Below are 23,111 nucleotides of genomic sequence, written 5' to 3' on the forward strand. Positions count from 1 at the left end.
TAGGCTGGTCCACGGTCAAACGACACCCCCTCAAGGAGAATCCCCATGGCCCTGTCCAACGAAGAAGTCCTCGCCGGCCTGGCCGAGCTGATCAACGACGAGACCGGCATCGCGACCGACACCGTCGCGGCCGACAAGTCGTTCACCGACGACCTCGACATCGACTCGATCTCGATGATGACCATCGTCGTCAACGCCGAAGAGAAGTTCGACGTCAAGATCCCCGACGAAGAGGTCAAGAACCTCAAGACCGTCGGCGACGCCGTCGACTACATCGTCAAGGCCCAGGCCTGACGCGAGCTTCCTGAGCGCCGCGGCCCCGGCGGACCGACCGCGGGCCGCGGCGCTCATCTCGTCCACCGGACCGACCTTCGTCGGTCCACACAGGTCCGGCGATCGTCGGGCCGCCCCGGTCCGGCGTTCGTCGGGCCGCCCCGGCTCCGTCCGGCACCGCCACGAGCGGTCGGACGTCCTCACGAAAGAACACGTCGTTCCATGACCAACAAGACCGTCGTCGTCACCGGGATCGGTGCGATCACGCCCCTCGCCGCGACCGCCCCGGAAACGTGGGACGCGCTGCTCGCCGGCACGTCCGGCATCACCCGCATCGAGGACCCGCGCTACGCCGAGCTCGAGCTCCCCGTCGAGTTCGCCGGCCAGGCGCGCCGGTTCCTCACCGACCAGCTCACCCGCCCCGAGTCGAAGCGCCTCGACCCCTCGTCGCAGCTGTCGCTCGTCGCCGCGCGCGAAGCCTGGGCCGACGCCGGCATCGACGCCGAGACCGTCGTCCCCGAGCGCCTCATCGTCGACTGGGCCACCGGCATCGGCGGCGTCAACACCCTGCTCGACGCGTGGGACACCCTGCGCGAGAAGGGCCCCCGTCGCGTCCTGCCGATGACGGTCCCGATGCTCATGGCGAACGGCCCGGCCGCCGCCATCGAGATGGAGTTCGGCGCCCGCGGCGGCGCCCGCACCTACCTCTCGGCGTGCGCGTCCTCGACCGAGTCCCTCGCCGAGGCCTACCGCCACGTCGCCACCGGCGAGGCCGACATCGTCATCACCGGCGGCGCCGAGGCCGCCCTGCACCCGCTGCCCCTCGCGGCGTTCGCGTCGATGCAGGCGCTCTCCCGCCGCAACGACTCCCCCCAGACCGCCTCGCGTCCGTACGACGTCACGCGCGACGGCTTCGTGCTCGCGGACGGCGCCGCGGCGCTCATCCTCGAGACCAAGGAGCACGCCGAGGCCCGCGGCGCGACGATCTACGCCGAGGTCGCCGGCGCCGGCATCACCTCGGACGCGTTCCACATCACCGCGCCGGACCCCGAGGGCAGTGCTGCCGCCCGTGCCGTCCTGCAGGCGCTCGAGCACGCCGGTGCTGCGCGCGAGGACGTCGTGCACGTCAACGCGCACGCCACCTCGACCCCGGTGGGCGACGTCGCCGAGTACCACGCCATGCGCCGCGTGTTCGGCGACCACCTCGACAACGTCGTGGTGTCCGCCACGAAGGCGTCGACGGGGCACCTCCTCGGTGGTGCCGGTGCGATCGAGGCCGCGTTCACGGCCCTCGCGCTGCACAACCGCGTCGCGCCGCCGACGATCAACCTCACCCAGCAGGACCCGGAGATCGTGATGGACGTCGCCACGGCGCCGCGCGAGCTCCCGCAGGGCGACCTGCTCGCGGTGAGCAACTCGTTCGGGTTCGGTGGGCACAACGCCGTGGTCGCGTTCCGGAGCGTCTGAGTCCGGTCCGTCGGGCCCGTCGGGTCCGTCCGTCGGTCCTGGAGGCCCGTCCCGCGTCGTCGGGGCGGGCCTCCGTCCGTCCCTGGTCGGTCTGGGCGGGGCGCGCTCCCCGCGGCCGCGGCCCGTGGCGTGTGGCCGCGTCGGTGCGCCGAGACTCGGCCCCGCGGACAGTTTCGCGGCTCCGGAGGCGCGAAACTGTCCGCCGAGGCGAGACTCGGCGCGGGCGGGCGGCCGCGGACGCACGAACGCCGCCCCGAGGGGCGGCGTCCGTGACGGAGGATCGGGCGCGACTCAGCCGACGCGGTGCAGCCAGACGACCGGGTTGCCCTCGGCGGCGTGGCGGAACGGTTCGAGTTCGTCGTCCCACGCCTGACCCAGGGCGAGTCGGAGCTCGCGGTGGAGTTCGAGGGCGTTGCTCCCCGCCACCTCCATCGCGTAGCGGACGCGGTCCTCGGGGACGACCATGTTGCCGGTGACGTCGGTCTGCGCGTAGAACACCCCGAGGTCGGGCGTGTGCATCCAGCGGCCGCCGTCCGACTCGGAGGTGGGTTCCTCGGTGACCTCGTACCGGAGGTGCTCCCAGCCGCGCAGGGCCGAGGCGATCGCCGCACCCGTGCCGACGGAACCGGTCCAGGTGAACTCGGTCCGACGCGCGCCGTCCTGAGCGGGCTGGTCGAGCCACGAGAAGTTCACGGCGCGGCTCATGGCGCGACCTGCTGCCCATTCGACGTGCGGGCAGAGCGCGCGTGGTGAGGAGTGCACGTAGAGCACCCCGGTGGTCGTTCCGTTCACGATTCCTCCGATTCGTCAGGTGCGACTTCCCCATCGACCTGAACTGGAGGTTCTCGTTTCGGAACCATCGATATCCGATTGTGATGTCCTTGCGGACACGCCCATTATGCAGGCTGCGCGCTGGGAACACCAGGCACCGCGACAGAGTCAGTGGAAGACGTGCCCCGACGCGTCGAGCGGGTGCCGCTCCCCCGCGGTGAGCGGCACCGGGATCCGGTTCTCGCCGGGCGGGATCGGGCAGGCGAACTGGTACGAGAACGCGCACGGCGGCAGGACGAGGAAGTTCCAGTCCAGCTCGACGTCGGCAGCGACACCGGGGTCGTCGAGGTACAGGAACCGGCCCATCGAGTAGGTGCTGCCGGGATCGTCCTCGGGCAGGGCGCTCGTGGCGTCCTGCACGATGAGCTGCAGCCGCGCGGCGCCTCGGAAGGCCGCGGAGCGGACCGCCACCAACCGGACGGCCGATCCGCCCAGGGTGGTCTCGACGTGTCCGGCGACCTCGAGCGGATCGCCGGCTGCGTCGACGACGCTCGCCGCGCCTCCTGGGACACCCGGCGTGTACCTGCCGGACGTGACCCACGCGGCGGAGTGGTCGAACCGGGCGATGCGTGCGAAGCGGGCGATCGCGTCGGACGCCGGGTCCCACACGCGCAGCGTGCCACGGGAGACGGACCCGGCGAGGCCGTCCGGGAAGGCGACCACCGACGGGACGACCGCCTCGTCGCCGGCGACGAGCACGGTGCCGTCCACCGGGTCGCCGTCGACGAGCACCCCGTCACCTGCGTCGGCGGTGACCGTGAGGCCGCCGGGTGCCGGTGCCCACTGCCCCGGGACCGGCCACACGGGCTGGGCGTGGTCGACGCGCTGGGCGTTCACGAGCGCGAGCGGACCCCGAGGGCTGGTCGCCCAGCGGTCACGGTCGGCGACGTGCTCGTCGAAGGCGGTCACGACTGCTCTTGGCGGGGGTAGATGACCTTCTGGACGATGATGATCACCGACGCGGCGACCGGCAGGGCCACGAGTGCGCCGAGCACCCCGCCGATGGTCCCGCCCGCGACCGCTGCGATGACGACGAGGGCGCCGGGGACCTGCACGGCACGCGACATGATCCGCGGCGAGATCACGTACGCCTCGACCTGCATGTACACGAGGTAGTAGATCGCGGCGGCGAGGGCCGTCGCGGGCGAAGCGAACAGGCACAGCAGCGAGATGACGATGGCCGACGCGAGCGTGCCCACGAGCGGGATGAGCGACCCGAGGAAGGCGAACGAGGCCAGCAGCACGGGCAGCGGAGCACCGATGATGAGCAGGAACACCAGGCTGAGGATGCCGTTGATGAGCGCCTGGGAGATCTGCCCGACGACGTAGCGACCGACCGCCTGGGTGATCTGCTCGCTGACGTCGATGAAGTTCTCGCGGCGGGACGCCGGGACGAATCGGTAGGTCATCGACTTCATGCCGCGCATCGACGCGAGGAAGTAGAGCATCAGGATGATGACGATGACGGCGCCCGTGAGACCGGTCAGGATCCCGCTGCCGACCGCGAGGATCCCGCCGCCGAGGCTCAGCAGGTTGCCGGGGTTCTCGACGAAGGACTGCACGGACTGCAACGCGTGGTCGATGTCGAACGACCCGGACAGCTGGTCGGAGAGGTTCTGCACCCACTCCTGCCTCGAGATGTCCTGCACGATGTCGGGGAAGTTCTGGATGAGGTTCGTCGCCTGCTGCACGAGGATCGGCACGACCGCGAACACCACCCCGGCGAACGCGGCGAGGACCCCGACGACCACGACGGTGATGGCCACCCAGCGCGGCACGAACCGTTCGAGGAAGGACACCAACGGGTCGATGCCGAGCGCCAGGAACAGCGCGACGCCGACGTAGACGAGCACGGTGGAGAGCTCGTTGACGATCGCCCCCGCGACGACGGCGACGAGCACGCCGAGCGCACCCATGAAGCCGATCCGGAAGGCGTTCACGCGCACGCCGGTGCCACCACGGGTCACCTCGAACGTCACGTTGGGCGTCGGGCTGTGGTCGTCCTGTTGCTGCTGCGTGTCGCGCTTCCTCGGGAGGTGCACGCGGGGCGGGTGCGGTCGCTTGCTGTTGCTCGAACCCGCGTCGGCTTTTGACATGTAGGGCGGGCGGGACTTGAACCCGCGAATCGTTCGGTTATGAGCCGACTGCCTTGACCAGCTTGGCTACCGCCCCGTGCCGGGGACCGTCAGGCCACCGGTTCCCCACGATACAGCGACTCGAACGTCGAGAGCGTGCGGTTGATGTCGTGCGCCTCGATCATCGCCAGGCTGCGGTCGCGCATCGTGACGTAGTCCTCGTCCGACGCGGTCAGCACCGCCGTGAGCTTCGCCGCGAGGTCGTGCTCGTCACCGGGGGTGAAGAGGTACCCGTTGCCGTCGATGAGGTGCGGGAGCGCCATCGAGTCCGCCGCGACGACGGGGAGGCCGGAGGCCATGCCCTCGAGCGAGGCGATGCTCTGCAGCTCGGCGGTGGAGGGCATCGCGAACACGGTCGAGTTGGTGAGCGCCTGCTGCTTGACCTCGTCCGAGACGAAGCCGAGGAAGCGGACGCGGTCCTCGAGCCCGAGCTCCTTCGCCTGCTGCCGGAGCTTGGGGATCATCTCGCCGTCGCCGACGATCGTCAGCGTGGCTCCGAGCTCGGACGGCAGCAGCGCGAGGGCCTTCACGAGGACGTCGAGGTTCTTCTCGGGTGCGACCCGACCGACGAAGACGATGTCGTTGCCCGCAGGCCGCCCCTCGCGTGCGACGTACCGGGTGGCGTCGATCCCGCACGAGATCGCCAGGACCCGCTGCCCGGCGATGGCCCGGCGCAGGTAGTCGGCGGCGAGGTTCGTCGGGGTCGTGATCGCGTCGGCGAGCCGGTAGGTCTTGGCGGCGTCGTTCCAGGCGATCTTCACGGCGATCGGCACCGTGCGCTTGCCGAACGGCGTGTACTCGAGGAGGTTCTCGGGCATGAAGTGGTTCGTGGCGATCACCCGGATGCCGCGCGCGTGCGCTTCGGGCACCATGCCCCGGCCGACGACGACGTGCGACTGGATGTGCAGGACGTCGGGCTGGAACGCGTCGAGGATCGGGGCGGTCCACTTCTTCACGCTCCACGGCCACACGAAGCGCAGCCACGCGTGCAGCGGCCACTTGTAGGACTTCAGGCGGTGCACGACGAGGGTCACACCGTGGAGCTCCTCGTCGAAGGTGCCGTAGTGGCGGCTCGCCGCCGGGGCGACGATCTGGACCTCGTGCCCGCGTTCGGCGAGGCCGACGGCGAGCTGCTCGGCGAAGGTCGCGGCTCCGTTGACGTCAGGTGCGAAGGTGTCCGCTGCGATGAGGACGCGCAGCGGTCGTCGACCGCCCGTCGCACCCGTCGGTCCGGCGGTGGCGGTGGTGGCGTCGTCTGACACGGCTGGCGTCGTCCTCTCGTGGGCGATTGCTGGTCGTTCGACGACGCTACCGCACGCCGCTCGGGCAGCGCGTCCGCCTCGCGGTGGACTCCGTCACCCCACGGGACGACGGCTCAGGAGCGGGTCTGCGGGTGGTGCTTGGCGAGGAGGAACACCCCGGTGATCGCGATCGCGGCGGCGACGACGAAGCCGAAGACGGCGAAGACCGGGGCGCCGGCGGCCTCGCCGAGGACGATCACCCCGATGCCGACGGCGACGATCGGGTCGATGACCGTCAGCCCGGCGATCACGAGGTCGGCCGACCCGCTCGAGTACGCGTTCTGCACGAAGTACCCGCCCAGCGAGGCGGCGACGACCACCCCGACGATCGCGAGCACCGTCAGCCAGTCGAACGTGCCGTTCACGAACCGGTTGAGCACGACCTTGGCCAGCGTCGCGACGAACCCGTAGAGGACGCCGGCGCCGACGATGTAGTACAGCGCGTTCTTGTGCTTCGCGACGAGGCGGAACGACACCAGCACGAGCACCAGCACGACGGCCAGGATCACGAGCACGGTGACGAGCTGTCGGCTCGTGATCGCGCTCTCGTGCCCGACGAAGGCCGCGATGCCGACGAAGATGCCGACGCCGACGATGCACGTCCAGACAGCTCGCCGTGCCCGACGGCCGAGCGGGACCCCGGAGGACCGCGACGAGAACCAGGTCGTGATCACGAGGGCCACGGCGCCGAGCGGCTGCACGACGATGAGCGGCGCGTACGTGATGCTCACCAGCTGCAGGACCACGGCGATGCCGAGCATGAGCGTGCCGAGCACCCAGTAGCCGCTCGAGACCAGCCCGACGACGTGCCGGACGCTGAGTCCCTTCGACTGCCGACCGAGCCGCGCTTCCACCCGCTGCACCCCGCGGCTCTGGAACTGCGCCCCCAGTGAGAGGAAGACCGCCCCGATGAGCGCGACGGGGATCATGAGCGCCTGGAACGGCGTGAGGTTCACCGCGTCGGGCAGCTGGAGGTCCGTCGTCACGCGTCGAGGCTACCGTTCCCCGCCGGATAACCTGGGTGAATGGCCGTTCTCCCGATCCGCATCACCGGCGAACCCGTCCTGCACGAGCGTGCAGCCGAGGTCACCGACTTCGACGACGACCTGCGATCGCTGGTCGCCGACATGTTCGAGACGATGGACCTCGCACCCGGGGTCGGACTGGCCGGCCCGCAGGTCGGCGTCGGCAAGCGGCTGTTCGTGTACTCATGGACCGATGATGACGAGGTCCTGCACCGCGGCGTCGCGGTGAACCCCGTCCTGTGGACGACCCCCGCCGTTCCCGAGGCTGTGGAGGAACTCGACGAGGACGAGGAGTCCGAGGGCTGCCTCTCGGTCCCGGGCGAACGGTTCCCGCTCCGCCGCTCCGAGGGCGCGCTGCTCCGTGCCGTCGACGAGCACGGCACGCCGTTCGAGGTCGAGGCCCACGGCTGGCTCGCCCGCATCTTCCAGCACGAGTACGACCACCTCGACGGGTACCTCTACGCGGACCGGCTCGTGCACCCGTACGGCAAGCAGGTCGCGAAGGCCATCAGGAAGAACAGCTGGGGCGGCCCGGGCAAGTCCTGGCTGCCGGGGCGCGACCACCCCGAGGGCTGACGGCGCTCGTCCCGTCTGCCCGGGTCCGGTCGACGGCCAACCGCGTCGGCCCGGCGCTGATCAGCAGGGCCCAGGAGGCGCGGCTCACCCCCGCCAGGCAGCGATCGCGTCCCGCAGGTGCTCGGTCTCCGGATGCCCCGGGCAGTACTCGAGCAGACCGGCCGCGACGTGCGCCTCGGCCGATGAGTCGACGGAGGCCGCCCACGGCCCGGTCCCCCGCACCGCGCAGGTGGTCGCGAGTTCCTCGAGCGTGGCGTCCCCCTCGGCGGCGTCGACCGCGGAGCGCTGCTGCGTCGACATCTCGGTGCCGGTGATCCGCTGCGCCCGGCAGTCGGTGCGCTCGTCGTCCCACACGGCGGAGTAGGTCGTGTACGTCTCGGAGCGGTCCGACGTCCCCACGTCGCAGACGAACGCGAAGACGATCGGTGCCGTGCCGGACACCGCGACGCCCGAGGTGGCGGTGGTGTCGAGCGAGTCGCCCGGCTCGGACTCCGCGCCGGTCGTGCACCCCACGAGGCCGATCGCCGCGGCCGCGACGACGCCCGCGGCGAGGGCTCGGCGCACGGTGATCACCTGTGAACGCTAACAGCTTCCGGCCATGCGTCCGCTGCGAGCTCCGACGCCACGCAAAAGGCCCCCACCCGAAGGTGAGGGCCGTGCTGCTCCCCGAGTTGGACTCGAACCAACAACCTGCCGGTTAACAGCCGGCTGCTCTGCCAATTGAGCTATCGAGGATCACTGTCCGCTGGCGAATGTCGTGCGAACAACGGGTAACAGCATAGCAGTACCCGGGAGCGACCCCGCGCATCCGCCACGCATCCCGGGCGTGCCGCGCTCAGTACCCCGCGACCGGGTCGACCACGCCGACGAAGCCCTCGCCGACTCCGCCGAGGAACGCCACGGTGTTCACCCGCACGCGCTCGGCCAGCAGCGGCGCCACCATCTCCGGCGTGTCGGCCTGGTGCGGCGTGATGATCGCGCCCGGCTCGTCCCAGAGCGGGTGTCCGTCCGGCAACGGCTCCGGGTCGGTGACGTCGAGTCCGGCCGCAGCGATCGCACCGCTGCGCAGGGCGTCCACGAGCGCGGCGGTGTCGACCAGTCCCCCGCGGGCGATGTTCACGAGCCGTGCCGACGGCTTCATGATCGCGAACTGCGCGGGCCCGAACAGCTTCGCGGTCCCCGAGGTCATCGCCGCGGCGATCATGACCACATCGGCATCGGGCAGGACGTCGTCCAGCTGGTCGGTCGTGACGGTCCGGTCCGCCCCGGGAACCGGCGAGGACGACCGGCGCACCACGGTGACCGAGACCTCGAACGGCGCGAGCAGGCGGATGTACTCCAGCGCGATGCCACCGGCGCCGATGACGACCACGTTCCGGCCGTAGAGCGAGACACCCTCGGGCTCGGTCGCCCACGACCGCGCCCGGGCACGCTTCTGCAGCACCCGCAGCGTCCCGAGCGTCAGCGCGAGGGCGTGCTCGGCGACGGGTTCGGCGTACGCGCCCTTGGCCGAGGTGAACAACACCCGGTCGCCGTGCTCGGCGATCAGCGAGGCGAAGGCGTCGACGCCGGCGAACGGCAACTGGACCCAGCCGATGGACGGTGCGCCGTCGAGCGCGTCGGCGAGTCCCGCGGGATCGCGAGGGTCGAGCCACACGAGTCCGGCGGTGTCCGCCCCGAGCGGAGCGACGGTCCCACCGGCTGCGGCGACGGCGTCCTCGTGGAGGGCGGTGCCGTCCCCGGCGGGCAGGATCGCGATCGGGCCCGCGGACGGCGGGGCGACCGGCAGTTCGGCACCCGCGTCGGTCACCACGGCCCGGTGCCCGCGCACCCCCGACGACGGCGACGTACCCGCGCTCATGCGTTCTCCTGCCGCTCCGCGCGCGGACCGGTGCCGGCGGCGACCGGCCGACGCGGCACCGAGGACCGACGGGGTGCGGCCGACGCCGGCTGCCGACGCTTCACCGGACGGGCCGCCGTCGACGCGAGCGTCTTGACGTAGGGGTCGACGGGGTTGTCGAGGACCTCGTCGAAGGTGCCGAGACCGACGAGCCGGCTCTCGGCCATGATCGCCACCCGGTCGGCGAGTGCCCGGGCCTCGCGCAGGTCGCTCGACACCACGACCGCCGAGAACTGCCGGTTCCGCTGCAGGGTCGCCAGCGCCTCGAGCACCGACTGCCGCACGAGCACGTCGACGCCGCGGGCGGGTTCGTCGGCGACGAGCAGCTGGGGCTCGAGCACGAGCGCCTTCGCGAGGGCGACGCGCTGCCGCTGCCCGCTCGAGAGCTCCCACGTGTTGAGCCGCATCACCCCGAGCGGCAGGTGCACGGCGTCGACCAGGCGGGCGACGATCAGGCCGGCCTCTTTCCGGTCGAACCGGCGGTCTCGGGCGTAGATCGGTTCCGCGATGGCCTCGCCGACGGTGAGGTCCGGGCTGAGCCGGTCCGCGCCGTCCTGCGGCAGGTAGCCTATGCGGCCGCTGAGCCGCTCGAGCTTGCGGGACGTCGGTCGGAGCCCACGCGTCTTCTGCCCGAGCACCGTGAGTTCGCCCCCGACGATGTGCCGACGGTGGGCACCGTCGCCCTCGCCGGTGGTGCCGAGCTGGCCGGCGATCGCCGCGGCGAACGTCGACTTGCCGGACCCGGACTCGCCGAGCACGGCCAGGATCTCCCCCTGACGGACCGTGAGGCTCACGCCGTCGACGGCCCGGATCGCATCCGTCCCCCGTCCGCTCCGGTACTCGATCGACACGTCGTCCGCGACGACCGCCGGTCCGTTGACCGCGATCATGGGTCCCCTTCCACGCCGCCCCCTGGCGGCGGTTCGCGACGGACCGGGCTGCACCGACCGTCGTGCGTGTTGCGGTGGAGGTGACCGCCCAGGAGGCGCGGCGTGCGTCGTCGACGTCAGCCGCGCCTCCGGGGATGGTCGCGTCGGGTCAGGACCCGGCGTTCTCCAGTTCCACAAGCGTACGCCGTCGCTCCGCCTGTTCCGCCGGATCCGGCACCGGGAGTGACGCCAGGAGACGCTGCGTGTACGGGTGCTGCGGCGAGCTGAGGACCTCGGCCGTGGTGCCCGTCTCGACCAGGTCGCCGCGGTAGAGCACGGCGATCCGGTCGGAGAGCGCGCCGACCACGGCGAGGTCGTGGCTGATGAACAGCGATGCGAACCCGAGGTCCTGCTGCAGCTCGAGGAACAGCTCGAGCACGCGCGCCTGGACGGACACGTCGAGCGCACTCGTCGGCTCGTCGGCGATGAGGAGCTTCGGCCGGAGCGCGAGCGACCGCGCGAGCGACGCACGCTGCCGCTGCCCGCCGGACAGCTCGTGCGGGTACCGGTCGCCGTAGGCCGCCGGGAGCTGCACGGCCTCGAGCAGTTCGCCGACACGTTTCCGGGCGGCACGCGGGCTCGACACCTCGCCGTGCACGACGAGCGGTTCGGCGACGCACTCCGAGATCGTGAGCAGCGGGTTGAACGAGGTCGCCGGGTCCTGGAAGACGAACCCGATGTCCTTGCGGTGCCGCTTGAAGTCGCGTTCGCGGTACCCGAGCATCTCGGTGCCGAGCACCTCGAGCGAGCCGCCGGTGATCTTCGTCAGGCCGGCGATCGCGCGGCCGATGGTCGTCTTGCCGGAGCCGGACTCCCCCACGAGGCCGAGGACCTCGCCGGGACGGATGTCGAGGTCGACGCCCTTGACCGCCTTGAACGCGTGCGACCCGAGCCGGCCCGGGTACTCGATCTCGAGCCCGCGTGCGCGGACGAGCGGCTCGACGTCGTCACTGATCGCGGCACGGCGGGCGACCCCGGTGGAGGCCTCGAGCCGGGGCACGGCGGCGAGCAGGCGCTTCGTGTAGTCGGCCTGCGGCGCCGCGAACAGCTCAGCGACCGGGGCCTCTTCGACGACCTCGCCCTGGTACATCACGGCGACGCGGTCGGCCAGGTCGGCGACGACGCCCATGTTGTGCGTGATGATGACGATCGCCGCGCCGAACTCGTCGCGGCACCGGCGGAGCAGGTCGAGGATCTCCGCCTGGACCGTCACGTCGAGGGCGGTGGTCGGCTCGTCGGCGATGATCACCGACGGTTCGAGGGCGAGCGCGCTCGCGATGACGACGCGCTGCTTCTGGCCGCCGGAGAACTGGTGCGGGTAGTGGTCGACCCGGGTCTCGGGATCGGGGATGCCGACGCGGCGGAGGTAGTCGATCGCCTTCGCGCGGGCCTCCTTCGCGGAGACGCCGCCGTGGGCCCGGAGCCCCTCGGCGATCTGCCACCCGACCGTGAAGACCGGGTTGAGCGCCGTGGAGGGTTCCTGGAACACCATCGCGCCCGCGGTGCCGCGCAGGCTCCGGAGCTTCTGCGCACCGACCGTCACGACGTCCGTGCCGTCGAGGAACACCGCACCGCCGAGCGTCGCCGTCTCCGGCATGAGGCGCAGGATGCTCCGCGCCGTGACGGACTTGCCCGAGCCGGACTCGCCGACCAGGGCGAGGACCTCGCCGGGGCGGACGTCGATGCTGACGCCCTTGACCGCGTCGACGGCACCGCCGTCGGTCGCGAAGGTGACGGTCAGGTCGTCGACGACGACGACCGGTTCCGTCGTGGTGTCGCCGGCCTGGAGGCGCGTGGAGGCGACGGGCAGGTCCGTCGCGCGCGACTGGTCGGTCGCGCGGGACTGGTTGGTCGCGTCCGTCATGCGGTCGCCCCTTCCGTGCTGGCCGTCTGCTTGCGGGACACCAGCTGCTTGAGCCGGCGTCGCGCACGCAGACGCGGGTCGGAGATGTCGTTGAGGCTCTCGCCGATGAACGTCACGCCGAGGACGAGCACCACGATCGCGACACCCGGGAAGACGCCGGTCCACCAGACGCCGCTCGCGACGTCGGACAGCGCACGGCTGAGGTCGTAGCCCCACTCCGCGCCGCTGGTCGGGCCGATGCCGAAGCCCAGGAAGCCGAGGCCCGCGAGTGTCAGGATCGCGTCGCTCGCGTTCAGCGTGAGGATCAGCGGGAGGGAGCGCGTCGAGTTCCGCAGCACGTGCCGGGTCATGATGCGCCACGGGTTGGTGCCCATCACCCGCGCGGACTCGACGAACGCCTCGTTCTTGAGCCGCACGGCCTCGGCGCGGACGACCCGGAAGTACTGCGGGACGTACACGACCGTGATCGAGATCGCCGCGGCGATGATGCCGCCCGAGTAGCTCGAGTTGCCGCCCGAGATGACGATGGACACCACGATGGCGAGGAGCAGCGAGGGGAACGCGTAGATCGCGTCCGCCACGACGACGAGGACCCGGTCGAGCCAGCCGCCGATGTAGCCGGAGACCATGCCGAGCAGGACGCCGATGATGATCGACACGACGACGGCCACGATGACCACGAGCACCGCGGTCCGGGCGCCGTAGACGACGCGGCTGAAGACGTCGAAGCCGCCGACGGTCGTGCCCCAGATGTGCGTGGCGCTCGGTGCACCCGTGCGCGGGAAGCTCTGCCCGTCGGCGCCCTGCAGCTGGCCGAAGCCGTACGGGGCGATGAGGGGCGCGGCGATCGCGACGAGGAGGTACAGCGCGCAGATGACCACGCCGGTGATGAGCATGGCGCGCTGCCAGCCAGTGCTCCGACGGAGCTGCAGCACGACGGGCAGCCGCTTCCAGAGCGGCTCGTGGCGGTCGACGAGGGAGGTGTCAGCCATCTCTAGAACCTCACTCTCGGGTCGATGAGGGCCGCGACGACGTCCACGATGAAGTTCGTCACCGCGACGATCACCGCGAGCATCGCGACGATGCCCTGGACCGCGACGAAGTCGCGGGCCGACAGGTACTGGTTGAGCTCGAAGCCGAGCCCGCGCCACCCGAAGGTGGTCTCGGTGAGGACGGAACCGCCCAGGAGCATGGCGATCTGGAGTCCCATCACCGTGATGATCGGCACGAGGGCGGGACGGAACGCGTGCGTGCGGACGAGCCGCGCCTCCCGAACGCCGCGCGAGCGGGCCGCGTCGACGTACTCGGAACCGAGCGTCCCGATCATGTTCGCGCGCACCAGGCGCAGGAAGATGCCGGCGGTGAGGAGCCCCAGGGTCAGTGCCGGCAGGACGGCGTGCGCCAGCACGTCCCCGATGATCTGGGCGTTGCCGGTGCGCAGGGCGTCGATGAGGTAGATGCCCGTCGCGCCCTGGATGTTGTCGAGGACGAGCGACACCCGCGTGGACGCGCGGTCGCCGAGCGGGAGCCAGCCGAGCCACACCGAGAAGACGAGCTTGAGCAGCAGGCCGCCGAAGAACACCGGCGTCGCGTAGGTGAGGATCGCGAGCGCGCGGAACAGGACGTCCGGCCACTTGTCGCGCATGTACGCGGCGAGCATGCCGAGCGGGATGCCGAGCAGCAGCGCGACGATGAGCGCGTAGAAGACGAGCTCGGCGGTCGCGCCGCCGTACGTGACGATGATCTCGGTGATCGGCCGGTTGTCGGTGGCCGTCGTGCCGAAGTCGCCGCGGACGATGTTGCCGAGGTACTCGATGTACTGGACGAAGACCGGGCGGTCGTAGCCCGCGGCGTGCAGGCGTTCCTGCAGCTGGGACGGCGTGAGTCGGCCGCCGACCGATGCGGTGATCGGGTTCCCGATGACGCGCATCAGGAAGAACACGAGCGTCACCAGGATGAAGACGGTCGGGAAGATGAGGAGGAACCGGACGAGGACGTACCGGCCGAGTCCGCCGCCGCTGCTCTTGGCACTGCGCTGTGCCTCGGGCTTGGTGGGGTCGGTGGCCAGTTCCGAGCTCGCCTCTGGGGTGCTGAGGGTCACGGGGACGGGTGCCTTTCGGTGCCGTTGGGGACGCGGTCACGGGGGCGCTCCTCGTGGGAACGCCCCCGTGGACCGGAACCGGGCTTACTTGGAGAGGGTCGCGTACCGGAACTTGTACGAGGAGTCGAGGGTCAGGCCCTTGACGTCCTTGGCCGCGACGGCGACCGACTTGCCCTGCAGCAGCGGCAGCGTCGAGATCTGCGTCGCCTCACGCTCCTGCGCCTGCTCGATGAGGTCCGCGCGCTTGTCCTTGTCGGACTCCTGCTGCTCCTCGGAGATGAGCTGCTGGATCGTCGGGTCGTCGTAGTGGTTCTGCACGAAGTTGTCCTTCGTGAAGAACGGCGACAGGTAGTTGTCGGCGTCCGAGAAGTCCGGGAACCAGCCGAGCTGGTACACCGGGTAGGCGTCCTTCGTGCGCTCCTGTGCGTAGGTCGTGTAGACCGTCGACTGGATGTTCACGGTGAACAGGCCGGAGTTCTCGAGCTGGGTCTTGAGCTCGGCGTACTCGTCGTCCGACGTCGAACCGTAGTGGTCCGGTGCGTACTGGATGTCGAGCTGCACCTTGCCGGTGACGCCCGCCTTCGACAGGGTCTCCTTCGCCTTGTCGACGTCCGCGCCGCCGTCGCCGTCGCCGTAGAGCTCCTCGAAGGGCTTCGCGGCACCGGTGAGGCCGTCCGGCACCATCGAGTAGAGCGGCGAGTAGGTGTCGTTGTAGACGTCCTTGGCGAGCTTCTCGCGGTCGACGACGTCCGCCACGGCCTGGCGCACGGCCAGGGCCTTCGTCTCGTCGGCGTCCGACTGCTTCGCGCCGAACGGCTGCGTGTTGAAGTTGAAGACCAGGTAGCGGATCTCACCGCCGGGGCCGTCGGTGACCTTCACCTTGTCGTCCTTGCGGAGGTCGGCGATGTCGGTCGGCGTCAGCGAACGGTAGGCGACGTCGACGTCGCCCTTCTGGACGGCGAGCTTGAGGTCGGTCTCCTTGGTGTAGTAGCTCGCCGTGACCTCGTCGGTCTTCGGCTTGCCCAGGAGGCCGTCGTAGTTCTTGTTCGCCTTGTACTGGATCGTGTCGTTCTCCTTGTAGGAGCTGATCGAGTACTGCCCGGCGAACGCCTTGCCCTTGACGATGTCCGCAGCCGGCGTGAGCTTGTCGGCCGAGAAGACCTGCTCGTCGACGATCGGGCCGGCGGGGCTGGAGAGCACCTGCGGCCAGGTCTGGTCGGCGTGGTCGAGGTGGAACACGACCGTCGTGTCGTCCGGCGTGTCGATGCTCTTGAGGTTGGCGAGCAGGGACTGCGGGCCGTTCTCGTTGTTGATCTTCAGCTCGCGCTCGAACGAGAACTTCACGTCGCTCGACGTGAGGTCGTTCCCGTTCGCGAACTTCAGGCCCTTCTTGAGCGTCACCGTGTACGTGGTGTCGTTCGTGAACTCGCCCTTGGTCGCGATGTCCGGCTCGACGTCGGGGCTGCCCACCGGCGTGTTCATCAGGAACGGGAAGACCTGGTTCTGCACGGCGAACGAGCCGTTGTCGTACGAGCCCGCCGGGTCGAGCGACGTGATCTTGTCGGTCGTCCCGATGCTGATGCCGTTCAGGGCGGTGTCGCTCACGCTGCTGCTCGCGCAGCCGCTGAGCACCAGCGCCGTCGCTGCCACTCCGGCGCCGAGCGCGATGCCGCGCTTGCCCCACTTGGTCACGGATGCCATGTCCGATGCCTCTCTTGGTGATGAATGCAAGGGTCCTGGGCCGGAGGTGGATCGACTGTGTGCCCGGCCAGGAACGCTCATTGCTATCACCCTGTCACGGAACTGCACGAACCGAGGGAGATTTGTTTACACCGCTGTAATGCACGGTCGCGTCGCGTGTTGCATCATCCGTGCGTGTCCGGGCGGCGCGTCGCGCAGGATTGTTGCGCGGTGCAACGCGGGGCTCTGCCGGCCCCGGCGGCCGAGCGGGCGATGTCCGCACCGCTCGCGCCCGACCACCGGCGCATTCCGCCCGCTCGAGGTCGCCGGCGGCGGTTCGGCGGTTCGACGGGTTCGCCGGCTCGGCGGCTCGCCGGCTCGGCGGCTCGGCGGGCTCGCCGGGCTCGCCGGGTCGCGAGCGGGCGATGTACACACCCCTCACGCCCGGCATGCGGCATGTTCCGCCCGCTCGCCGAGCCGCACGCGGCGCGTCCCGCCCGCTCGGCATCCCGGCCTGCCGCCGGCGCCAGCCGGCAGCGCCGAGGTCGCACCAAGTGCCGCTCCCAGCGCTACCGGCCGGCCGTTCGTGCGACCTCGGCGACATGCACGCGGCGTGTCCTGCGACCTCGGCACCCTGGAGGCGCAGCGCCCGTCCGCACCGCGTCCCCCGGTGACGCTCCGGTCACGTCCACCGCACGCGGGCCCACCTCGTGCGCGTGGCCGTCCCCTGGGCCGAGGTCGCACGAAGTGCCGCTCCGAGCGCTACCGAACGGCCGTTCGTGCGACCTCGGCGACACGCACACGGCGTGTCGAGGGACCTCGGCGAGCGACCCCGGGCGAACGACCCCGGGACGAACGACCCCGCGCGAGCGACCCCGCGCGGGCGACCACGGGCGACCACGGGCGAACGACCGCACGGCAGCCAGGTGGGCGCCGCGACCCGCCTACGAGTTCGCCGCCGCCTCGGCGTCCGCGCGCAACCGCATCCGCTGCGCGTCGATGTCCACGAGCTGCCGCTGGATCTCCGCCCGCCGATCGGCCTGCTCCGTCGGGTCCGCCCGCTGCAACTGCCCGAGCAGCGATGCCTTCCGGGCGAGCAGGTCCCGCTCCACCAGCGCGACGACGATGCTCCGCGCGTAGATGGCCAGGTCCTCGTCGGTGCGGGCCGGGATCGGTGCGAGCGCGAGCTCCTGCACGAGGCCGCGGAACGGCCCCGGCACGTCCTGCAGCAACCGTTCGAGCCAGTCCCCCGCGCCGATCGCGTCGACGTTCGCCACGACGGCGTCCCGCACGACGGACAGCATCGGTGCCGAGAAGGTCGCGGCCGCCGCCAACCCGAGGAGCGGCGCTCCGACGTGCCCGGGCTGCTGCACCATCGCCATCACGGCGTCGCGCTCCATGCGGGTGATCGGGTCGCTCGGCAGGAGTCGGAGCCCGGCCACGGGCTCGTCCGGGACGGCGACCGCGTCGCCACCGGAGCCGGGGTGCGTGGCTGGAGCCGCGCCTCCTGAGCGGTGGTCGGTCGTCGACGCGCCCGCGCGCTGCCGGGCGTTCTCGACCGCGCGACGCACCTCGGGGATGTCGAGGCCGAGCCACTTGGCGGTCTCGCGCGTGTACGCCGTCGCGAGCGTCCGGTCGCGGATGCCCGCGACGACCGGTGCGGCGTCGCGGAGGCCGGCGACGCGCCCCTCGGCCGTCTCGATGTCGTGCGCGGCGAGCCGGCGACGGATGATGAACTCGAACATCGGGCGCTTCGTCTCGATGAGGCGCGTGACCGCGGCATCACCCCGCGCCAGCCGGAGGTCGCACGGGTCGAGCCCGCCCGGCGCGACCGCGACGTAGGTCTGCGAGGCGAAGCGGCTCTCTTCCGCGAACGCCCGCGAGGCAGCGCGCTGCCCGGCCTCGTCCGGGTCGAACGTGAAGACGATGTTGCCGAGCTGCGAGAGGTCGCGGCTGGCCGAGTCGCCGAGCATCGGCCGGAGCACCTTGATGTGGTCGACGCCGAACGACGTGCCACAGGTGGCGACCGCGGTGGTGATGCCGGCGAGGTGGCACGCCATGACGTCGGTGTACCCCTCGACGATCACGACCTGCTTCTGCTTCGAGATGTCCCGCCGGGCGAGGTCGAGCCCGTAGAGCACCTGGCTCTTGTGGTAGATCGGGGTCTCGGGCGTGTTGAGGTACTTGGGGCCCTTGTCGTCATCGAGCAGCCGCCGCGCACCGAAGCCGATCGTCGCCCCGGTGACGTCGCGGATCGGCCACATGAGGCGCCCGCGGAACCGGTCGTACGGCGACCGGTCGCCCTGGCTGACGAGTCCGGCGGAGACGATCTCCTCGAGCGAGAACCCACGACCGCGCAGGTGGTCCCGCAGCGCGTCGTACGACTTCGGAGCGAAGCCGACGCCGAAGTGCTGCGCCGCCGCGGGGTCGAACCCGCGCTCACCGAGGAACTGCCGGGCCGGCTCGGCCGCCGCCGTCGTGAGCTGCGCGGTGTAGAACTGCTGCGCCGCTTCGTTCGCGGCGATGAGCCGCGCACGGGCGTTGTAGTCGGTGCGGGGGCCGTCGCCCTCTTCGTAGTGGAGCGTGAAGCCGATCTTCGCGGCCATCCGCTCGACGGCTTCCTGGAAGGTCGTGTGGTCCTGCTTGATGACGAAGTCGAAGACGTCGCCGTCCTCGCCGCAGCCGAAGCAGTGGTACCGCCCGACCTGCGGACGGACGTGGAACGACGGGGAGCGTTCGTCGTGGAAAGGGCAGAGGCCCTTCAGCGACCCCACCCCGGCGGACTTCAGGGTCACGTAGTCGCCGACGACGTCGGCGATGTTGACACGCGAGCGGACCTCGTCGATGTCGTTCCGCGCGATCCTCCCAGCCACCCCTCGATCCTAGTTCGTGCGACCGACGTCGGCCGACCGTCACGAGACCTGTGGACAACGGCCAGGAGGCGCGGCTCGGCCCCGCCCCGCCGGCGCCGCCCCGCCACGGGTCGCATCCAGGGCGCGGCGCACGTGGCCGTGCGCGCGACCGTCAGACCGGGATGTGCACCGTCTCGCGGTCCCCCACCACGAGCCGCTTGTGCCACGCCAGCGCACCCTGGTCGGTCAGGCTCGCCACCTGGTCGACCACGGCCCGCAACCGCCCGGCGTCGTCGGACGCAGCACGCCAGTCCGCCGCGAAGCCCGGCTCGAGGTCGGCGCTGCCGCTCGCCGCCAGGGCGTCGAGGAGCTCGGTCAGGATCCGCCGCTGGTCCTCGTACACGGGCTGCCGATCGCCCTGCGTCATCACGAACGCCGCGACGATGCCCTTCAGCACGGCGATCTCGCCGATGATCTCGGGCGGGGTCACGACCGACGCCGCGAAGCGCACGAGGGAGCCCGAGGCGTAGGACTCCCGCGTCGCCGCGGTCGCCGTCCGCGCGAACCGACCGATCAGCTGCGAGGTGAGGTTCTTCAGCCGCGCCAGGTCTCGTCGCGACCCGTCGTAGGAGGTCATCCACAGCGGCAGCGAGCGGAGCCGGTCGAACGCCTCGAGCAGCTCGTCGCGGCTGAGGTCCGAGCCGACCCAGGCGTGCATCGCCGACACGATGTCGTTCTCGCCGACGCGGTCGCCCAGTGCAGCGACGTCGATGAAGCCCGCGACGACGGCGTCCTCGAAGTCGTGCACCGAGTACGCGATGTCGTCCGACAGGTCCATGACCTGCGCCTCGATGCAGCGCTGCCGACGGGGAGCACCGGCACGGAGCCACTCGAACGCGTCGTGGTCGTCGTCGTAGAAGCCGAACTTGGTGCGGCCGGACGACGCCTCGGACACGCCCTGGGCTGCCGGCCACGGGTACTTGCAGCTGGCGTCGAGCGATGCCCGCGTGAGGTTCAGCCCGTACGGACGGTGGTCTTCGGGCTCGGCGCCGTACACCTTCGGCTCGAGCCGGGTGAGGAGCCGCAGCGTCTGCGCGTTCCCCTCGAACCCGCCGATGCCCGCCGCCCACGCGTTCACGGCCGTCTCGCCGTTGTGGCCGAACGGCGGGTGCCCGATGTCGTGCGCGAGGCAGGCGGTGTCCACGACGTCGGGGTCGAGGCCGAGCGAGTCGGCGAGCTCGCGGCCGACCTGGGCGACCTCGAGCGAGTGCGTCAGACGGTTCCGGGCGAAGTCGAGCCCGGTCGTCGGACTGAGCACCTGGGTCTTCGCGGCGAGCCGTCGGAGCGCGCTCGAGTGCAGGAGCCGGGCGCGGTCACGGGCGAAGTCGGACCGACGGTTGCCGTGGGTCTCGGGCAGCCAGCGTTCGGCGTCGGCCGGCCCGTACGAACTCGTGGCGCTCATCCGCCGCTGTGGTGCAGCTCGGCGGCGGCGAGGACCTTGCGGAACTCGCTGTCGACGTCGCGCGACTCGAGCCAGCGGTCGGGCAGGGCGGTGCGCTTCGGGTGGCCCGCACGACCTCGGGGCCCCTCGGCGTCGGCACCGGGGTACGGAGCGTCGTGGTCGAGCTGCCCGAGCAGGTCGTCGATCTCCTGCAGGCTGGACGCCATCGCGAGCCCGGACCGGACGTCGCCGCCGATCGGGTACCCCTTGAAGTACCAGGCGACGTGCTTCCGGACGTCGCGGCAGCCGTGCTCCTCGCTGCCGAAGAACTCGACGAGCAGTTCGGCGTGCCGCTTGAACGCCACCGCCACCTCGCCGAGGGACGGCATGTACCGCAACCCCTCGCCGCGGAACGCCGCCGCGAGGTCGCCGAACAGCCACGGCCGACCGAGGCACCCGCGCCCGACGACGACGCCGTCCGCCCCGGTCTCGTCGACCATGCGGAGTGCGTCGGCAGCGGACCAGATGTCGCCGTTGCCGAGCACCGGGATGTCGGTGATGGTCTCCTTCAGCGTCGCGATCGCCGACCAGTCCGCGTGGCCCGAGTAGTGCTCGTTGGCGGTGCGGGCGTGCAGGGAGACCGCCGCGACGCCGGCGTCCCGCGCGATGCGGGCGGCGTCGAGGTACGTGAGGTGGTCTCCGTCGATGCCCTTGCGCATCTTCACGGTGACGGGGACGTCCCCGGCGGCACGGACGGTCTTCGTGACGAGTTCCTTGAAGAGGTCGAGCTTCCAGGGCAGGGCCGCTCCCCCGCCCTTGCGCGTGACCTTCGGCACGGGGCACCCGAAGTTGAGGTCGATGTGGTCGGCGCGGTCCTCGCCCACGAGGATCGTCGCCGCCTCGGCCACCGTGTTCGGCTCGACGCCGTACAGCTGGATCGACCGCGGGGTCTCGGACTCGTGGTGCTGGATGAGCTGCATCGACACGGGAGTGCGTTCGACGAGCGCGCGGGAGGTGATCATCTCGCACACGTACAAGCCGGCGCCGTACTCGCGGCAGAGCCGGCGGTAGGCCATGTTCGTGATGCCCGCCATCGGCGCGAGCACGACCGGCACGTCGACCTCGATGGGGCCGATGCGCAGGGGCTTCGCCGGACGGGTCGCCGTCCCGAGTGCGTCAGTGATCGTCATACGTCTCCCATCTTCCCACGTCGGTGCGCGCCGGTAGCGTTCTCCACATGACGACCGACGCCATCACCAGGTTCGACGCCGACGCACGGGCCCGAGGGCTCCGGGTCGACGTGGTCGAGCGACCCGCCGCGGACTCCCTGCACGGGGCAGCCGCACTGCTCGGCATCGAGCCCGGCGACATCGTGAAGACCCTCGTCGTGAAGCGGCACGACGGCGGCTTCCTGCTCGCCCTCGTGCCCGGTGGCCGTGCCATCGCCTGGAAGAAGCTCCGCACCGTCGTCGGCGTCAACAAGCTCTCGATGCCCGACGCCGCCACCGCGCTCGAGGCCTCGGGCTACGAGCGCGGCACCATCACGCCCATCGGCGCGACGGGCGACCTGCCGGTCTACGCCGACGAGCGGATCGTCGGACGCCGGGTCGCCCTCGGCGCCGGTCGGCACGGCGCGAGCGCCTTCGTCGACGCCGACGACCTGGTCGCGGCGTACGGCGCCACGGTCGCCGACATCACCGACGAGGAACCCGTCCGCTAGCACCCGCTCAGTCGGGGACCTCGGTCCAGACGCCCTCGGCGCCGGGCACGAAGCACGAGTCGCCCTCGCAGACCGGCGCACCGCCGGGCGTGACGAGCGTGAGCAGGGCGGGTCGCGCCTCCTGGCCGTCGGACTGGAGGCGCGGCTCGGCCGAGCCGTCGACGCGGACGTCCGTCATCGGGTCGCCTCCGCGTCTGCTGCCGCGTCCTCGGCGGACCGCTGCTCGGCCTCGGCGACGTCCGACGGGGTCGTCCCACGGAGGGCGACGACCTGCGTCAGCACCTGCTCGAACGCAGCCGGGTCCTGCGCGCCGGAGACGCCGTACTTGCCGTCGATGACGAAGAACGGGACGCCGTTGATGCCGTACGCCTGCGCCTGCGCCTGGTCGGCGCGGACGGCCGCGAGCTGCGAGTCGTCGCGGAGCGTGGCGCGGACCTCGTCCGGGTCGAGGCCGACCTCGGCCGCGAGGGACGCCAGCGACTCGTCCTGACCGACGTGCTCACCGCGCTCGAAGTAGGCGGCGAAGAGGCGCTCGACCATCTCGAGCTGCTTGCCCTGCTCCTTCGCCAGGTGGATGACCTGGTGCGCCTTCACCGTGTTGGTGTGGTGCATCGACTCGAAGTCGTAGTCGAGGCCCACGCTCGCGGCGATGCCGGAGACCTGGTCGAGCATCTGCTGCGCCTGCTCGACGGGCATGCCCTTGTGGCCGGAGAGGAACTCGGCCTCGGTGCCCTCGAAGTCCACGGGGGTGTCGGGGCTGAGCTCGAAGGAGTGGTACTCGACCTCGACCGGGGCGCCGTTCGGGGTCGAGGCGAAGGCGGCGACGCCGGCCTCGAACTTCCGCTTGCCGATGTAGCACCAGGGGCAGGCGATGTCCGACCAGACATCGACCTTCACAGAGTCGTTCATGCTGGTCGCAACCGGGGCCGCCGCAGCCGCATTCCCGCGCTGCCCCGGCCTGCGCCCGCCGCACAACCAAAAGCACCCCGCGCCGCGCATCAGCGTGGTTCGGGGTG

General features: G+C 71.2%; 21 protein-coding genes, 2 tRNA genes and 1 pseudogene. 4 read left to right on the forward strand and 20 right to left on the reverse strand.

Features of this window, described 5'->3' with window-relative positions; translation table 11 throughout:
• Window positions 1-45: 45 nt before the first annotated feature.
• Window positions 46-294, forward strand: a complete 249-nt coding sequence (locus WFH25_RS05260; protein ID WP_022903951.1) for an acyl carrier protein — start codon at window positions 46-48, stop codon at window positions 292-294.
• A 201-nt stretch (window positions 295-495) separates the two neighbouring features.
• A complete protein-coding gene (locus tag WFH25_RS05265; protein WP_261646846.1) occupies window positions 496-1,740 on the forward strand; it encodes a beta-ketoacyl-[acyl-carrier-protein] synthase family protein in 1,245 nt (414 codons plus the stop codon).
• Between the two features lie 291 nt (window positions 1,741-2,031).
• On the opposite strand, the gene WFH25_RS05270 is transcribed toward WFH25_RS05265, so the two are convergent.
• The 6 genes from WFH25_RS05270 to WFH25_RS05295 all read right to left on the reverse strand — a co-directional run bounded on the left by WFH25_RS05270 (window position 2,032) and on the right by WFH25_RS05295 (window position 6,993).
• The gene (locus tag WFH25_RS05270; RefSeq protein ID WP_071294840.1) at window positions 2,032-2,532 is read right to left on the reverse strand and encodes a DUF3145 domain-containing protein; all 501 of its coding nucleotides are present in this window, start codon (window positions 2,530-2,532) and stop codon (window positions 2,032-2,034) included.
• Between the two features lie 147 nt (window positions 2,533-2,679).
• The gene (locus tag WFH25_RS05275; protein WP_336697040.1) at window positions 2,680-3,480 is read right to left on the reverse strand and encodes a DUF1684 domain-containing protein; all 801 of its coding nucleotides are present in this window, start codon (window positions 3,478-3,480) and stop codon (window positions 2,680-2,682) included.
• The gene (locus WFH25_RS05280; RefSeq protein ID WP_229085312.1) at window positions 3,477-4,613 is read right to left on the reverse strand and encodes an AI-2E family transporter; all 1,137 of its coding nucleotides are present in this window, start codon (window positions 4,611-4,613) and stop codon (window positions 3,477-3,479) included. The genes WFH25_RS05275 and WFH25_RS05280 overlap by 4 nt, the downstream gene beginning before the upstream one ends.
• A gap of 55 nt (window positions 4,614-4,668) precedes the next feature.
• A tRNA-Ile gene (locus tag WFH25_RS05285) sits at window positions 4,669-4,743 on the reverse strand.
• Between the two features lie 13 nt (window positions 4,744-4,756).
• Window positions 4,757-5,968 (reverse strand): glycosyltransferase, encoded by a 1,212-nt coding sequence (locus WFH25_RS05290; RefSeq protein WP_071294838.1) that lies wholly within the window; start codon window positions 5,966-5,968, stop codon window positions 4,757-4,759.
• Between the two features lie 113 nt (window positions 5,969-6,081).
• Window positions 6,082-6,993: a DMT family transporter gene (locus WFH25_RS05295; RefSeq protein ID WP_175473624.1), complete on the reverse strand. Its 912-nt coding sequence runs from the start codon at window positions 6,991-6,993 to the stop codon at window positions 6,082-6,084.
• Between the two features lie 39 nt (window positions 6,994-7,032).
• On the opposite strand from WFH25_RS05295, the gene def reads away from it, so the two are divergent.
• On the forward strand, window positions 7,033-7,608 hold the full coding sequence (gene def / locus WFH25_RS05300) for a peptide deformylase (RefSeq protein ID WP_071294837.1): 576 nt from the start codon (window positions 7,033-7,035) through the stop codon (window positions 7,606-7,608).
• An 84-nt stretch (window positions 7,609-7,692) separates the two neighbouring features.
• Here def and WFH25_RS05305 read toward each other — a convergent pair whose 3' ends face one another.
• The 12 genes and pseudogenes from WFH25_RS05305 to dusB form a co-directional block, all read right to left on the reverse strand.
• Entirely contained in the window at window positions 7,693-8,181 is a 489-nt protein-coding gene (locus WFH25_RS05305; protein WP_070418713.1) for a hypothetical protein, read from the reverse strand.
• 89 nt (window positions 8,182-8,270) lie between these two features.
• Window positions 8,271-8,343: transfer RNA gene (locus WFH25_RS05310), tRNA-Asn, on the reverse strand.
• Window positions 8,344-8,443: 100 nt separating this feature from the next.
• A complete protein-coding gene (locus WFH25_RS05315; protein WP_336697041.1) occupies window positions 8,444-9,469 on the reverse strand; it encodes a D-isomer specific 2-hydroxyacid dehydrogenase family protein in 1,026 nt (341 codons plus the stop codon).
• Window positions 9,466-10,398: an ATP-binding cassette domain-containing protein gene (locus WFH25_RS05320; RefSeq protein ID WP_336697042.1), complete on the reverse strand. Its 933-nt coding sequence runs from the start codon at window positions 10,396-10,398 to the stop codon at window positions 9,466-9,468. The genes WFH25_RS05315 and WFH25_RS05320 overlap by 4 nt, the downstream gene beginning before the upstream one ends.
• Window positions 10,399-10,546: 148 nt before the next feature.
• On the reverse strand, window positions 10,547-12,301 hold the full coding sequence (locus WFH25_RS05325) for an ABC transporter ATP-binding protein (RefSeq protein ID WP_336697043.1): 1,755 nt from the start codon (window positions 12,299-12,301) through the stop codon (window positions 10,547-10,549).
• Window positions 12,298-13,293: an ABC transporter permease gene (locus WFH25_RS05330; RefSeq protein ID WP_336697044.1), complete on the reverse strand. Its 996-nt coding sequence runs from the start codon at window positions 13,291-13,293 to the stop codon at window positions 12,298-12,300. The genes WFH25_RS05325 and WFH25_RS05330 overlap by 4 nt, the downstream gene beginning before the upstream one ends.
• 2 nt (window positions 13,294-13,295) lie before the next feature.
• Window positions 13,296-13,961, reverse strand: a complete 666-nt coding sequence (locus WFH25_RS19345; protein WP_374115159.1) for an ABC transporter permease — start codon at window positions 13,959-13,961, stop codon at window positions 13,296-13,298.
• A 183-nt stretch (window positions 13,962-14,144) separates the two neighbouring features.
• Window positions 14,145-14,402, reverse strand: a pseudogene (locus WFH25_RS19350) (ABC transporter permease); the annotation flags it as partial.
• A gap of 84 nt (window positions 14,403-14,486) precedes the next feature.
• Window positions 14,487-16,103 carry an ABC transporter substrate-binding protein gene (locus tag WFH25_RS05340; protein ID WP_336697045.1) on the reverse strand — a complete coding sequence of 539 codons (1,617 nt, stop codon included), beginning with the start codon at window positions 16,101-16,103 and terminating at the stop codon, window positions 14,487-14,489.
• Window positions 16,104-17,026: 923 nt separating this feature from the next.
• A complete protein-coding gene (gene dnaG, locus WFH25_RS05345) occupies window positions 17,027-18,955 on the reverse strand; it encodes a DNA primase (RefSeq protein WP_336697046.1) in 1,929 nt (642 codons plus the stop codon).
• A 151-nt stretch (window positions 18,956-19,106) separates the two neighbouring features.
• The gene (locus WFH25_RS05350) at window positions 19,107-20,396 is read right to left on the reverse strand and encodes a deoxyguanosinetriphosphate triphosphohydrolase (protein WP_071294833.1); all 1,290 of its coding nucleotides are present in this window, start codon (window positions 20,394-20,396) and stop codon (window positions 19,107-19,109) included.
• Window positions 20,393-21,565, reverse strand: a complete 1,173-nt coding sequence (dusB, locus tag WFH25_RS05355) for a tRNA dihydrouridine synthase DusB (RefSeq protein WP_336697047.1) — start codon at window positions 21,563-21,565, stop codon at window positions 20,393-20,395. Before dusB ends, WFH25_RS05350 begins: the two co-directional genes overlap by 4 nt.
• A 47-nt stretch (window positions 21,566-21,612) precedes the next feature.
• Here dusB and WFH25_RS05360 point away from each other — a divergent pair, with 47 nt between their 5' ends.
• Window positions 21,613-22,095 (forward strand): aminoacyl-tRNA deacylase, encoded by a 483-nt coding sequence (locus tag WFH25_RS05360; protein WP_070418706.1) that lies wholly within the window; start codon window positions 21,613-21,615, stop codon window positions 22,093-22,095.
• A gap of 7 nt (window positions 22,096-22,102) precedes the next feature.
• On the opposite strand, the gene WFH25_RS05365 is transcribed toward WFH25_RS05360, so the two are convergent.
• Both WFH25_RS05365 and WFH25_RS05370 read right to left on the reverse strand, forming a co-directional pair.
• Window positions 22,103-22,273 (reverse strand): hypothetical protein, encoded by a 171-nt coding sequence (locus WFH25_RS05365; RefSeq protein WP_175473623.1) that lies wholly within the window; start codon window positions 22,271-22,273, stop codon window positions 22,103-22,105.
• The gene (locus WFH25_RS05370; protein WP_071294831.1) at window positions 22,270-23,004 is read right to left on the reverse strand and encodes a DsbA family oxidoreductase; all 735 of its coding nucleotides are present in this window, start codon (window positions 23,002-23,004) and stop codon (window positions 22,270-22,272) included. The genes WFH25_RS05365 and WFH25_RS05370 overlap by 4 nt, the downstream gene beginning before the upstream one ends.
• Window positions 23,005-23,111 lie beyond the last annotated feature (107 nt).

The organism is Curtobacterium sp. USHLN213, from assembly GCF_037144815.1.
Lineage (GTDB): Bacteria > Actinomycetota > Actinomycetes > Actinomycetales > Microbacteriaceae > Curtobacterium.